The organism is Azospirillum sp. FG154, assembly GCF_057809575.1.
This window is the reverse complement of the sequence record NZ_JBMDKF010000011.1, coordinates 112,686-124,738: the sequence shown is the minus strand read 5'-3', so window position 1 is coordinate 124,738 and position 12,053 is coordinate 112,686. Positions and strand designations below refer to the sequence as shown.

At 67.6% G+C, this 12,053-nt stretch carries 13 protein-coding genes; 6 read left to right on the top strand and 7 right to left on the bottom strand.

Annotation, left to right across the window (positions count from 1 at the left end):
* The first annotated feature begins 9 nt into the window (after positions 1 to 9).
* Complete coding sequence (locus ACODS4_RS14805; protein WP_488864899.1) at positions 10 to 237, top strand: hypothetical protein; 228 nt, start codon at positions 10 to 12, stop codon at positions 235 to 237.
* A gap of 85 nt (positions 238 to 322) precedes the next feature.
* Entirely contained in the window at positions 323 to 919 is a 597-nt protein-coding gene (locus ACODS4_RS14800; RefSeq protein ID WP_488864897.1) for a hypothetical protein, read from the top strand.
* Between the two features lies 1 nt (position 920).
* Here ACODS4_RS14800 and ACODS4_RS14795 read toward each other — a convergent pair whose 3' ends face one another.
* The 5 genes from ACODS4_RS14795 to ACODS4_RS14775 all read right to left on the bottom strand — a co-directional run bounded on the left by ACODS4_RS14795 (position 921) and on the right by ACODS4_RS14775 (position 4,737).
* The gene (locus ACODS4_RS14795; protein ID WP_488864895.1) at positions 921 to 1,328 is read right to left on the bottom strand and encodes a hypothetical protein; all 408 of its coding nucleotides are present in this window, start codon (positions 1,326 to 1,328) and stop codon (positions 921 to 923) included.
* 55 nt (positions 1,329 to 1,383) lie between these two features.
* The gene (locus tag ACODS4_RS14790) at positions 1,384 to 1,908 is read right to left on the bottom strand and encodes a hypothetical protein (protein WP_488864893.1); all 525 of its coding nucleotides are present in this window, start codon (positions 1,906 to 1,908) and stop codon (positions 1,384 to 1,386) included.
* 97 nt (positions 1,909 to 2,005) lie between these two features.
* Positions 2,006 to 2,704, bottom strand: coding sequence for a phosphatase PAP2 family protein (locus tag ACODS4_RS14785; protein WP_488864891.1), 699 nt, complete (start codon positions 2,702 to 2,704; stop codon positions 2,006 to 2,008).
* Between the two features lie 22 nt (positions 2,705 to 2,726).
* A complete protein-coding gene (locus ACODS4_RS14780) occupies positions 2,727 to 3,686 on the bottom strand; it encodes a D-2-hydroxyacid dehydrogenase family protein (RefSeq protein WP_488864889.1) in 960 nt (319 codons plus the stop codon).
* A gap of 70 nt (positions 3,687 to 3,756) precedes the next feature.
* Positions 3,757 to 4,737, bottom strand: a complete 981-nt coding sequence (locus ACODS4_RS14775; RefSeq protein WP_488864887.1) for a phosphoribosylaminoimidazolesuccinocarboxamide synthase — start codon at positions 4,735 to 4,737, stop codon at positions 3,757 to 3,759.
* A 92-nt stretch (positions 4,738 to 4,829) separates the two neighbouring features.
* Here ACODS4_RS14775 and ACODS4_RS14770 point away from each other — a divergent pair, with 92 nt between their 5' ends.
* A complete protein-coding gene (locus ACODS4_RS14770) occupies positions 4,830 to 5,573 on the top strand; it encodes a 4'-phosphopantetheinyl transferase family protein (RefSeq protein WP_488864885.1) in 744 nt (247 codons plus the stop codon).
* Here ACODS4_RS14770 and ACODS4_RS14765 read toward each other — a convergent pair.
* The gene (locus ACODS4_RS14765; protein WP_488864883.1) at positions 5,557 to 7,389 is read right to left on the bottom strand and encodes an FHA domain-containing protein; all 1,833 of its coding nucleotides are present in this window, start codon (positions 7,387 to 7,389) and stop codon (positions 5,557 to 5,559) included. The two genes, ACODS4_RS14770 and ACODS4_RS14765, sit on opposite strands and share 17 nt — an antisense overlap.
* Positions 7,390 to 7,531: 142 nt before the next feature.
* Here ACODS4_RS14765 and ACODS4_RS14760 point away from each other — a divergent pair, with 142 nt between their 5' ends.
* The 3 genes from ACODS4_RS14760 (at position 7,532) to ACODS4_RS14750 (ending at position 10,817) form a co-directional block, all read left to right on the top strand.
* A complete protein-coding gene (locus ACODS4_RS14760) occupies positions 7,532 to 9,001 on the top strand; it encodes a D-alanyl-D-alanine carboxypeptidase/D-alanyl-D-alanine-endopeptidase (protein WP_488864881.1) in 1,470 nt (489 codons plus the stop codon).
* 153 nt (positions 9,002 to 9,154) lie between these two features.
* Complete coding sequence (locus tag ACODS4_RS14755; RefSeq protein ID WP_488864879.1) at positions 9,155 to 9,808, top strand: chemotaxis protein; 654 nt, start codon at positions 9,155 to 9,157, stop codon at positions 9,806 to 9,808.
* A gap of 28 nt (positions 9,809 to 9,836) precedes the next feature.
* Entirely contained in the window at positions 9,837 to 10,817 is a 981-nt protein-coding gene (locus ACODS4_RS14750) for an endonuclease/exonuclease/phosphatase family protein (RefSeq protein ID WP_488864877.1), read from the top strand.
* A 12-nt stretch (positions 10,818 to 10,829) separates the two neighbouring features.
* Here ACODS4_RS14750 and ACODS4_RS14745 read toward each other — a convergent pair whose 3' ends face one another.
* Positions 10,830 to 12,047: a PepSY-associated TM helix domain-containing protein gene (locus ACODS4_RS14745; RefSeq protein WP_488864875.1), complete on the bottom strand. Its 1,218-nt coding sequence runs from the start codon at positions 12,045 to 12,047 to the stop codon at positions 10,830 to 10,832.
* Between the last annotated feature and the right edge of the window lie 6 nt (positions 12,048 to 12,053).

Below are 12,053 nucleotides of genomic sequence, written 5' to 3'. Positions count from 1 at the left end.
GAGCCAATCATGGGCGTCAGCAGCATCGGCGGGTTTGGCAGCTATCAGCAGCCCTACACCACGCCGCTCAGCAGCGGGCCGACCGCCGCGCAGCGGTCCACCGCTCCGGCGGAAACCGCGCAAGAGGACCAGGCCGAACGGACCCGCCGCGATCAAGCGGCGCAGGCCAGCGCGCAAAGCACGTCGAGCGGCAACACCACGCCGACTCGCGGGCAAAATTTGAACATTTCCGTCTGATCGCCCGGACCGAACGCCGCGCGGGCCGGATCGCCCGCGCGCGGAATCGGTCAACCAGCGACGACGGCAAGGCGGGGAGGCACCGATGGAAATCCGTTCTGTTTCCAACGCAGCGGTGAATCGCCCGACAGTCTCTTCGATTCCCGAGGCTGGCGCCGCCGCCAGTGCGTCGCTCGAGTCGTCCGCAGGCACGCCCACGGTCGACAAGAAAAGCTCGTCGGCTGTGGTCGGTGGGTACATCAGCCCTTACATCAACTACGACCAGGGCGCGCGGGTCGCCGTTCTGCTGTTCCGCAACGTCGAGACCGGGGCCACAGAGGACCAAATCCCCTCGCGGCGCGTGGTTGAAGAGTATCGCCGCACGGCCAGCCGCCTGGGTGGATCGACCGACGCGGCCAGCGGGGAAGGATCGACGAACGCCAGCGCCACATCCGCCAAATCGGCGGCTGCCGGATCGCCCTCCACCACCGGGACCACGAACGCCGGAACCGCGCCCGCGTCGTTGGGCGTGTCCTTCGCCTCGTTCGGAGCCAGCGGAACATCCAGCGCGACCTCCTCCTTCGCCGCCGCCGGTTCCAGCCCAAGCGGCGACAGCGGAGTCGGAGCATCCACCGCCCCGGCTGCGGTCAGCGGTGGCGGCGGCGGCTCTTATTCGGGCGGTCTGGTGTCGGTGACAGTGTGATTTACCCTTCGGCTTGATCCGGATTGGCGTCCGACGAAATCGCGGTCGGCTTCGGCAGGGCCGCGACCTCCCGCTCCACCACGTCGAGAATGCGGCGCAGCGCCTCGCCGGAAATCTCTGACTCCATCGTCAGACCATCGGTGAATTTGCGCAACGCTCCGATGGAGCGGCGCTTGCCGACATAGACGTCGTCACCCGGCTCAAACGGCAGGACCACCGGCCCCTTGTAATAGCTGCCGCGAAAGCCCCATTGCCGCCGCCCGTCGGCCCGCCATTCCGTGCCGTCCGACAACACCATGCACCGTTTGTCATGGGTGAAGCGCTCCACCACCGCGACGCTCTGCGGGCCGGACTGGCTGTTGTGAACGGTGACGCGGGCGCCGACGGCGAAACTGGCGGCAGTGGTCATGATGTCTCCCAAAAACGGCTCCCAACAAAAACAGGCCCGCGTCCAAACCAGACGATCAGGTCGAGCGCGGCAACGGATCGCCCGGATGAAGACCCGTATCACAGGTCGGGTCAGGTCTGGCGTCAAAACCGGAGTCCGGCAACGCCCGTTGCGTGTCCACCGCCGCCCGCAGCCGATCCTTGGCCGCGCTGCGGCTGCTGTCCTTCCGCTTGCCAGGCCGCAGGCCGTTCAAGGCCGACAGAAAGCTGGATCCCGCCGAACGCGGCGCGCTGAGAATCGGGCGTCCGGTCGCCACCGGCAGCGGTGGAATCTCCATCGCTGCCGCGTTGGATCGGTTGGCCTGCGCCCGCGCCTCGATCGTCGCCCGCTCAACGATGCGGGCGCGGCAATCCGAGTCCATCGCCTGAAACAGACGGGCGGCTTCGCCCAACTCCTCTTCAGCCTGATAATCGATGGCGCGGCGCAGCGCGTTCGACAGCAGACGGAATTCCGGCACGCCGGGAATCCGCTCGTGGTCAACCGCGCGGGCCAACACGCCGATGGCGTCCAAAGTGTCGCGGTCCAGGGAATGGTCGGCCATCAATGGGCTGCGTCGGTTGCGGAAAGGCTGCCACTATTGACAAGCGCCGCCGCCGGTTCAACCCAACTCTGCGCCACGCCGTCGCATAACCGGCATGTCACGCGCACGCCGCCCCCCGCCGCCGCAACGCTTCGACCAGCGTCCAGCACAACGCCGCCCAAGCGGCCCCCACCGACCAGCCCGCCAACACATCGGTTGGCCAATGCACCCCCAGATAGACCCGGCTCGCTCCGATCATCAGGCTGAGCAGCACGACCACCGTCATGATGTAGAATTTCAGCCGTTTTCCCTCGACGCTTTGCGCCACCAACGCGCCCAAGGTCAGACCGACCACCGCCGACAGCATGGCGTGGCCGCTGGGAAAGCTGGCGGTCAGCACCACGTCGCCGTGCGGCACCAGATCAGGCCGCGCCCGGCCAATCAGATGTTTTAAGGCCGAACTCATCGCCAGCCCGCCGCCCGCCGACAACAGCAGCAGAATCGCCGCCGCCCAACGACGCGTCAACGCGAAGCCCCCCAACGCCGCAAGACTGGCCAGGGACAGAACCGTCACGCTGCCCAACGCGGTCAGGTCGCGGGCCATACGCTCCACCCACCAGGGTCCGGCGGGTTGGTTGGGATCGGCGGCGCTGCGCAGGGCCAGCAGCACGGTTCGGTCAAAGACCAGCGTGTCGCCCTCCAGCACTTCGCCGGTCAAAATCAGAAAGGCGGCCAACAGCCCGGCGACCACCGACAAACCAATCAGCACCCCCGGCGGGCCGCAGAACCGCGCGCCCGTCCCTGCCCCGATCCTCAAAGCCGCCCTCCTCCGTCTCGCTTCAGCGCGCGGACAGAAGCCGGATCGGCGCCCCCGCCTGCCACGCCAGGATGTCCTCCAGGGCGTCGCGGTAGAACACCGCGTAATTCTGCCGCGTCACATAGCCCAGATGGGGGGTGAGGACCGTGTTGGGAAGATCCCGCCATGGGCTGTCGGCGGGCAGCGGCTCCACCGGGAAGACGTCGATGCCCGCCCCGCCGATTCGCCCCTCGCGCAGCGCGGCCATCAAGGCCGCCTCGTCCACCAGCCCGGCGCGGGAGGTGTTGACGAACAGGCCGGTCGGCTTCATCGCCGCGAACTCCTCCGCGCCGACCACGCCTTGGGTCCGTTCGCTCAGCACCAGATGGACGCTGACCACGTCGGAGGAGGCGAAGAGGTCGGCCTTGTCGAGTCGGGCCACGCCCGCCGCCGCCGCCCGCTCGTCGGTCAGATTGGGACTCCAGGCGGCGACCTCCATGCCGAAGGCCTGCCCGACCCGCGCCACCTGGGTTCCAAGCTTGCCCAGCCCGACCAGCCCCAGCCGCCGCCCGGCCAAACCATCGGTCAGCCCGGTTTGCCACTGGCCCGCGCGCAGGGCGCGCTCCTCCACCGTGATCCGCTTGGCCAGGGCCAGAATCAGCCCCCAGGTCAGTTCGGCGGTCGGCGTGCCGACCATGCCGGTGCCGCTCACCGGAATCCCGCGCGCCGCGCAGGCGTTCAGGTCGATGGCGTTGTTGCGCGCGCCGGTCGTCACCAGCAGCTTCAGGGCGGGCAAACGGTCGATCAGCGCCGCTGGGAAGGGCGTGCGTTCCCGCATGATGACCAGTACGTCGAAAGGCGCCAGCGCCGCCGCCGCCGAATCGAGATCGGCGAAGGGCTGGTTGAACACCGTCAACGCGCTGCCCGGCGGCAAACGCGACCAATCGGCCAGATCGCGGGCGATGGACTGGTAATCGTCGAGAATGGCGACCGACAACGACATGGACCAACCCCTGTTGCGTGAAGACGAACGGCGGCGGGTCGCCCCGCCGCCGCGCCGGAACGAAAGACGCTTACTTGCCGAAATAGGGCGCCAGATTGGCCCGGATGCGGTCAAGCACCGGAATCGCCTGGGCCGGAACGACGAAAGGCTGGCCGGTGATGGTCTCACCCGCCTCAATGTAGACGCGCGCGGCTTGCAGCACGACGTCGCCGGGGATCTCCGGGATGTCCTGGGTGTAGGGGTCGCAGCGCGCCGTCACCCAACTGCGCACGAAATCCTTGTCGAAGCTTTCCGGGCGTTCGCCCGCCGCGAATCGCTCCGGATAGCTGCCCGCGAACCAATAGCGCGAGCTGTCGGGCGTGTGGATTTCGTCGGCCAGCAGGATGTCGCCCGCCTCGTCAAAGCCGAACTCGTATTTGGTGTCCACCAGGATCAAGCCGCGTTCGGCGGCCATGGCGCGACCGCGCGCGAACAGGGCCAGCGCCTTGTCCGACACCTCGTCCCATTGGGCGCGGGTCAGCAGCTTTTGCCCGACGATTTCGGCGGCCGTCAGCTCCTCGTCATGGCCCGCGTCGAAGGCCTTGGTCGTCGGCGTGATGATCGGCGTGGCCAGACGCTGGTTTTCCCGCATCCCGTCGGGGAAGTGGTGGCCGTACATCTCGCGACGGCCCTTCTTGTACATCGACCAGATCGACGTGCCGGTGGTTCCCGCCATATAGTCGCGGACGACGATCTCCACCGGCATGATGGTCAACCGTTTCGCCACCACGACGTTGGGGTCGGGGTATTCCAGGACGTGGTTGGCGCAGATGTCCTTGGTCGCCTCGAACCAGAAACGGGCGGTCTGGGTCAGCACCTGGCCCTTGAACGGCAGCGCCGTCAGAATGCGGTCGAAGGCCGACAACCGATCCGTGGTGATGAGAATCCGTCGCCCATCGGAAAGATCGTAGTTTTCCCGCACCTTCCCACGGTAATGATTGGGAAGCTCCGGGATGAAGGCGTCCTTCAGGACGTTGGTCAGGTGCGGGGCGAGCAGGGCGGTGTCAACCATGTGTTCCGAATCCGGCAAAACAAGAGGGCGGCATGATACCCCAAACCGCGCCGGGAACCATGGCGGTAATTTCCAAGGGAGGAACGCTTCGCATGCATGACGATGGCTATGGTTTACCGGCGGGGGTCATTCGGGTCTGGTTCGCCGATCTGCGGGCCTTGAGCGGGCGGTTGCCCGAGCTGCGCGCCCTGCTGACCCACGATGAAATCGACCGGGCCGAGCGCTTCACCATGGAGCGGCTGACCAACCGCTTCATCCTGCGGCGCGGACTGTTGCGGGTTTTGCTGGGCCGCTGCACCGGGCAGGCTCCCGGCGCGTTGCGCTTTGATTATGGATCGCACGGCAAACCGTCGCTGGTCGGCGGCGGCCCCGCCTTCAATCTGGCCGACAGCGAGGATTCCGTCGCCATCGCCGTCGCCGCCGAGGGGCGAATCGGCGTGGACATCGAGCGGCTGCGCGACATCGAAAGCGCCGACGGGATTTCCGACCGCTTTTTCCACCCGACCGAATGCGCCGCCCTGCACGCCTTGCCGCCGGAGCAGCGCAACGAAGGCTTCCTGCTGGGCTGGACCCGGAAAGAGGCCTTCATCAAGGCCGCCGGCGTTGGGTTGTCGATGCCGCTCGACCAGTTCGCCGTCACCGTGACGCCCGGCCTGCCGGTCGCTGTTCAGGCCATTGACGACACGCTGCGCGCCGACGCCGGAACGCCCGACGACTGGTCCCTGTTCGACCGCCGCGTGTTGCCCGACACCATCGCGGCGATCGCGGCGCGCGGCGTTGGTTGGAGCGTGGAAACCCAGATGGTGGACGACTCGCTGTTCAGCGCGCCGCCTTGACCTCCCACCCGATGCGGGCGGGACGCTCGCCCAGATCGAGCGAGCCGATGATGATTTCCCCCCGCCCCGACAGGGGGATGATTTCCCCCTGCTTCAGCAGGCGGCTTTCTCCGTTGCCCAGCATCAGCCGGGTGCCGTTGCGGCTCAGATCCTCCACCTCGCACCCGCCATCCCGCAAACGGATCGCCACATGGCGGCGCGAGGCCGACGCGTGATCCAGGATGATCCCGCATTCCGCCGCCCGCCCGATGACGACCTCGGCCCCCTGATCGGGCAACGTGATCGCCTTGCCCTGATGGGTCACGATGATCCGAGGCGCGGCCCGGGGCGCGCCGCGAACGTCGATGGTCTCCATCTGGCGCGGCTCCGGCGTGATGGTCAGCATCCGCTGTTCGTCGGGGATGGTCGCGATCTTGGCGATCAACCCATCGGCCAGCGCGCGCGGAATCCCGGCGGCGCGCAGCCGACGGCCCAGCCCATCCCGCACCTCCGACAACGGCACGCCGGGGGCGGCCAATTCCGCCGCCGACTTGACCTGATTGAACTCCTCGGCCACCCGCTGAATCAGGAAACTGACCTTGCGCCGCCCGAAATCGCTGGTGGCGAGATCCAAAAGAAAGCCCAACCGGGCCGCCGCGCTGCCCAAACGGCTGCTCAACCGCAACACCGTGTCCTCGAACGGCAAATCCATGCCGCCCACCCCCAAGGCCACCTTGCCGCGTTTGGTCAGCGCCTCCGCCATGGCGGGGCCGCCCATGAAACCATCGAAGACGATCATGCCGTCGACGATGGCCTGAAACGCCTTGGCGTCGCTGCCCGCCCCGGTGCGGGTCAACGGCGTCAACCCCTCGATCCCCCCGCGCAGCCGGTTCAGCAGCGCCTCTTGCACATTGCGGAACCCGCCGCCGCCAACCGCGTTGGACAGGGCCAGCAACGCGTCGGTGTTGGGCAGACGGTCGTCGAGATCGCCGCGCAAGGTCGCCTGCAACGCCATGAGCGCCGAGGCCAAATCCGGGGAATAGCCAATCAGGGCGCGGATCGGTTCCCGCCCATCGACGATTTCGGCCAGGAACTCATCGACCAGCCGGGTGTTTTCGGCGTCGCCCTCCTGGTGCAGACGCAGCGTCGCCTGAAGCTTCGCCCCCCACTCGCGGTGCGGCTCCAGCATGGATCCGAAAGCGTGGGTGATGATGCGGTCACGCTCCTCAACCGGGCGGTCGATGGACGCCGCCAGCAAGCCGCTGATCCCGCCGCGCGCCAGCGCCTGATCGTAAGGGGCCAAGCTGTCGGACTGCTGCGCCAACTCCTTCAGCGCGGTGAACATCCGCATGATCTGGTCGTAACGCTCGGTGGGTTTGATCCCCAGCATCGGCGCCTGGAGCGCCGCCAACCGCGTGATCGCCGGGTTGAACAGCAGCGCCTCACGCTCGAAATACCGCAAGGGGAAATAGCGATGAAGCTGTTCCGTCGGAATGACCCCTTGATCGTCCCAATAACCACGCAGCAAGCGCAGCAGCGTCATCCGGCTTTCAAAGGAAAAAATCTGAAGAACGTCGACGCAGAGGTTGGCCTCGTTGATGGTTGAAATGGTGGTCAGCTTGCTGCCGCCCGCCGATGATTTTTGGAAGATCGTTTCTTCCTTGCCAACGCCGTTCACCTTGACGACGCGGACCACCGGAAATTTGGCAAGGCGCAGAAGATAGCCGGCGCGTTCCGTCGCCGCTTTTTCATCGTCGAAAACGCCGTCGATGTTGGGTTTGCCCCCTTGCTCGACCACCACCTCAAAGCGCACATTGCGCCGATTCGACATCGCCATCCCGCCCCCCAGCCGGTCTTTGTCCGGCTACGTCCACGCCAGGGATCTCCAGCGCATTTTCTTCAAAAGAACTCTATGACATGGCAATCGACGGAACAACACGCCTTGCCGTCCACCTGCGCCCGAACTATGGAAAACCCTGATGGACGCGACGTCGTTCTCCCGCTCCCGCCCTGTGGTCCGACGGATCGTCAGCGTCCTGATCGTCCTGATCGGTCTGGGAAGCGCCGCCGCAGCGGCGCCGGACGACGCCATTGCACGCCAAGGTTTCCAAACCGGGTCGGTCGGTTACGTGTTGTTCAGACTCGACACCGGCGCGGTGGTCGAGGAACGGCAGGCGGATCGCCCGTTCATTCCGGCCTCGGTCGCCAAACTGCCGACGGTGGCCGCCGCCCTGAACGTGCTGGGCCCCGATCACCGTTTCACCACCCGTCTGCACGCCATCGGCCCGATTCAGAACGGCGTGCTGCGCGGCGACCTGATTCTGGAGGGCGGCGGCGACCCGTCTCTGTCCAGCGAGGGGCTGACCCAACTGGTCGCCGGGCTGCAAGCGTCGGCGATCACCCGGGTGACGGGGCGTTTCTTGTACGATGCTGGCCATGGACCGGAATTGTCGGAAATCGACTCCGGCCAACCCTGGGCCGCGCCTTACAACACCGGGGTCGGAACGTTGGCGGTCAATTTCAACCGCGCGCAACTGGCCTGGACGCGCGGGGCCAGCGGCGTCGTCACGGCCGGACTGTGGTCGGTGTCCGACAGCGGACGCGCGCCGCTGGACAGCGCCACGGTCAGCCTTGCGCCCAACGGCGCCATCCCACCCCTGCCCAACGGTCCCGACCGCTGGCTCCTGCCGCAAAAGCCGAACGGCGATGGGCGGCTGTGGTTGCCGGTGGCCCGGCCCGGTCTGGCCGCCGCGTCGCTGTTCCGCCGTCTGGCCGCCGACGCGGGCGTCAGCCTGCCCGCCCCACAGCCGGGACACGTTCCCCCGGACAAAGCGGCGGGTGGCGCGCGGGTCGTCGCCACGCTGGACAGCCAGCCGCTGACCGCGTTGGCGCGCGCGTTGCTGCGCTATTCCAACAATCTGTCGGCTGAGATGATCGGGCTGGCGGTCGCCCGCCGGATCGACCCCACCATCGACCGGCTGGGCCAATCGGCGTTGCTGCTGCAAACCCTGCTCACCCGGCAAAGCGACGCGGAGGCGGGAGCGAACGCCAAACCCGCCGATTGGCGAGGCTTGCGGCTGGCCAACCATTCCGGGCTTGGCACCGGCTCGCAAGCGACGCCCCGGCAGATGGCCGCCCTGCTGCGGCTGGGCGGTCCACCCCTGTGGAGCTTGCTGCCGGGGGAAGAGGACGGCAAGGCGCTGCCGCCCGGCGTTCACGCCAAAACCGGCACCTTGTCCTTCGTCAAGGGCTTGGCTGGCGCCCTGCGCACGGCCAGCGGCCAGACCTTGGGCTTCGCGCTGTTCATCACCGACGCCGAACGCCGCCGGGCGCTGGACGCCGCGCTCGACCGACGGGTGACGGAACCGCCCGCCGAAGCCCGCGCCTGGGCCGTCCGCGCCCGCGCGCTGCAAAACGACCTTCTGACCGATTGGATCGGGCGTTTCTGACCGCAGCCTGCGGACGACAGGCCGCGCGAGACCGTCAATCCTCTAGGGGAAACACTGAATTGGCAAAAATTTCAGCACGACGCACACTACCAAAAATAACAAAAACACCTATCTAAGGTTTTCGACCGCCCCGACCGAGGAGCCTCCGACGCGATGCCGCCCGATCCGCTGCGCACGGCACGATCCTTCCACACCCCATCGAAGCGCACCCTGGAACGGCAGGACGTCGCCGCCAACCGTTATCACGACCAGCGTTTGGGCGCGGAGATGGTCAACATCGTGGTCGGTGGTTGCGTGGTCAGCGACAGCCCGGACGTCATCATCACGACCACGCTGGGATCCTGCGTCGCCGCCTGCGTCTATGACCCGGTGGCCGCGATTGGCGGGATGAATCATTTTCTGTTGCCCGACGCGGGCCTGGACACGACGTCGCTCTCGTCGCGCTATGGCAGCGCGGCGATGGAGCAACTCATCAACCGGCTGTTGGCCGTCACCGGGCGCCGCGACCGGTTGCGCGCCAAGGTCTTCGGCGGGGCCAACGTCAACGTCGCCACCCTGCGCACGTCCAACATCGGCCAGCGCAACGTCGAATTCGTCATGGAGTATCTCGCCACCGAAGGCATTCCGACGGTAAGCTGGGACGTCGGCGGGTCCAGCCCGCGCGCCATCCGCTTCTTCCCGACCACTGGACGGACCCAACGGCGTTTGATCGGCGACGAGACGCTCGGCGACATCGCCCGCAGCGAATCCTCGTTCATCGAACGGTTGCGCACCACCAAGATCGAGGGGGACGTCGAACTGTTCTGACCCAAACTGTTCTGACCCAGGTTGCGCCATGGCCGAGACCCTGTTCCGCATCGCCACCTTCAACCTGGAAAGTCTGGACGACGACGTCAGCGATCCGCCCTTCGCCGCCCGCATCGCCGCTTTGCGTCCCCAATTGGAACGGTTGTCCGCCGACATCCTGTGTTTGCAGGAGGTTGACGCCCAACACCCGATCAAGAAAGAGCCGCGCGTCCTCCGCGCCCTGTCCCGTTTGCTCGACGGCACCCGCTACGCCGGGTTCCACGTCACGGCGGGCGATGGGTCGTCGCCCGCCGACCGGCACAACCCGGTGCTGGTCAGCCGCTGGCCGATCACGGCGACGCGCCTGCTGCGCCATGATCTGGTTCCGCCGCCGCGCGTCCGCCTCGCCACCGCCGTTCCGCCAAGGACCGACGCGGTGGAGGCGTCATGGGACCGCCCGGCGCTTCAAACCGCCATCGCGCTGCCCGGAGGACCGCTCTTGCACATTTTCAACCTGCATCTGCGCGCGCCGCTGGCCGCTCCGGTGCCCGGGCAAAAGGCCGGGGCCTTCGTCTGGAAAACGGCGGAGGGCTGGGCCGAGGGCTATTATCTGGCCGCCCTGAAACGGGCGGGGCAGGCGCTGGAAACCCGGCTGGCGGTGGATCGGCTGTTCGACGCCGACCCCAACGCGCTGGTGATGGTGGCGGGCGACTGCAACGCGGGCATGGAGCACACCCCGTTGCGCATCCTGTGCGCCGACCTGGAGTCCACCGGCAATCCGGCGTTGGCCGGGCGCGTCCTGTCGCCGCTGGAACGGGTGATCCCGCCCGACCGCCGCTTTTCCGTGCTGCACGCCGGGGCGCCAGTGATGCTGGACCATCTGCTGGTGTCGCCCCGGCTGGCCGGGTGGTTCCGCGACGTCGCCATCCACAACGAAGCGCTGAGCGACGAGGTGTTTCATCCTGTCAACGTCCGGTCGCCGGAAAGCTACCACGCGCCGATGGTCGCCAGCTTCGCCCTGCCGGACTGAGGGCGGAGTCCGTCACTCCGCCGCCGCCGCGCCCGCCAGCGCCGCCGCGCGTTCGGCGTCCTTGGCCTTGCGCGCCTTGCGCTTCAGCCACCACATCGCCGTGCCGGTGACGGCGAACAGCGGCGGCAGCACGCCCGACAGGAAGACCAGCCACTTCCACAGCGCGCCCAGCCCCTCGCCCGCGTGCAGCGGACGTTGCCACGCCAGCATGGTTTCGCCCAGGCTGTAGCGGGCCGGATCGCGGATCTCGACGACGCGGGCGGCCCAGGGGTCAACGAAGACGGTGGCCATCGGCGCGCCGTGGCTGTGCCCGGCGGGGGCCAAACCGACCCGATAGGCCTGGTTGGGCCGAGCGGGCGGCGACACCGACCGCAGGGTCGCGCCCGGCAAGGCGTTGACCGCCAGTTCGACGACCTGATCGACGTCCAACGGTTTGGCTCCCTTGACCGGCTCCACCGTCACTTGGGCGCGCAGGTCGCGGGCTGGGAAAATCGCCGACACCCCGTCGCCCAGGGTCTGCGGGAAGGCCAGATAGACGCCCGAAAAGCTCACAACCATGAAAATGACCAGCGACCAGACGCCGACGGCGCCGTGCAAATCGCGGTGCAACCGAACGCCGCGCGCGCCCGCCTTGACCGTGAACGCCGCCTTCCAGCGCCCCGGACGTGGCCACCAGATGATGAGGCCGCTGACGCCCAGCGCCAGCATCGCCACGCCGAGCCAGCCGATGATCTCGCGCCCGCTGCGGTCGCGGATGAGAAAATTGGCGTGCAGCATGTGGACCGTGCGCAAAAAGCCGTCGCCCGGCGTTTGCGACCCGACGACCGCCAGCGACGCCGGGTCGATCAACAGCGCGCCCATCGGCCCCTGCGGCGCGGCTTGCGGCGCGCCACGCTCGCCCCCCGGCGGGCGGGCGGCGGTCAGGCGGACGGTGACGGGCTTGCCCGGCTCGTCCGGCAGCGTCACGAATCCCGGTTGCGTTCCGGCGGGGGCCGCCCCTTTGGCCGCCGCCAGGATCGCCGAGATCGGCTTGGCCGCGCCCGCTTCCAACACATAGGTTGGACGGTCGCCGGTCAGATCCCGCAACTCGTCCTCCAGCACCAGGATCGAGCCGGTGATTCCCAGCATGACGAGCGGCAGGCACAAAATCAGCCCGGTCCACAGATGGATGTTCTGAAGCGTGCGGAACCACAGGCGTTGACGCTGCGGCTTGGCGGCGGTGATGGCCATGATGCG

What these genes read in the sequence shown, in the direction of transcription:
- ACODS4_RS14805 (WP_488864899.1), top strand. Translation starts at nt 10, where the DNA reads ATGGGCGTCAGCAGCATCGGCGGGTTTGGCAGCTATCAGCAGCCCTAC.
- ACODS4_RS14800 (WP_488864897.1), top strand. Translation starts at nt 323, where the DNA reads ATGGAAATCCGTTCTGTTTCCAACGCAGCGGTGAATCGCCCGACAGTC.
- ACODS4_RS14795 (WP_488864895.1), bottom strand. Translation starts at nt 1,328, where the DNA reads ATGACCACTGCCGCCAGTTTCGCCGTCGGCGCCCGCGTCACCGTTCAC.
- ACODS4_RS14790 (WP_488864893.1), bottom strand. Translation starts at nt 1,908, where the DNA reads ATGGCCGACCATTCCCTGGACCGCGACACTTTGGACGCCATCGGCGTG.
- ACODS4_RS14780 (WP_488864889.1), bottom strand. Translation starts at nt 3,686, where the DNA reads ATGTCGTTGTCGGTCGCCATTCTCGACGATTACCAGTCCATCGCCCGC.
- ACODS4_RS14775 (WP_488864887.1), bottom strand. Translation starts at nt 4,737, where the DNA reads ATGGTTGACACCGCCCTGCTCGCCCCGCACCTGACCAACGTCCTGAAG.
- ACODS4_RS14770 (WP_488864885.1), top strand. Translation starts at nt 4,830, where the DNA reads ATGCATGACGATGGCTATGGTTTACCGGCGGGGGTCATTCGGGTCTGG.
- ACODS4_RS14765 (WP_488864883.1), bottom strand. Translation starts at nt 7,389, where the DNA reads ATGGCGATGTCGAATCGGCGCAATGTGCGCTTTGAGGTGGTGGTCGAG.
- ACODS4_RS14760 (WP_488864881.1), top strand. Translation starts at nt 7,532, where the DNA reads ATGGACGCGACGTCGTTCTCCCGCTCCCGCCCTGTGGTCCGACGGATC.
- ACODS4_RS14755 (WP_488864879.1), top strand. Translation starts at nt 9,155, where the DNA reads ATGCCGCCCGATCCGCTGCGCACGGCACGATCCTTCCACACCCCATCG.
- ACODS4_RS14750 (WP_488864877.1), top strand. Translation starts at nt 9,837, where the DNA reads ATGGCCGAGACCCTGTTCCGCATCGCCACCTTCAACCTGGAAAGTCTG.
- ACODS4_RS14745 (WP_488864875.1), bottom strand. Translation starts at nt 12,047, where the DNA reads ATGGCCATCACCGCCGCCAAGCCGCAGCGTCAACGCCTGTGGTTCCGC.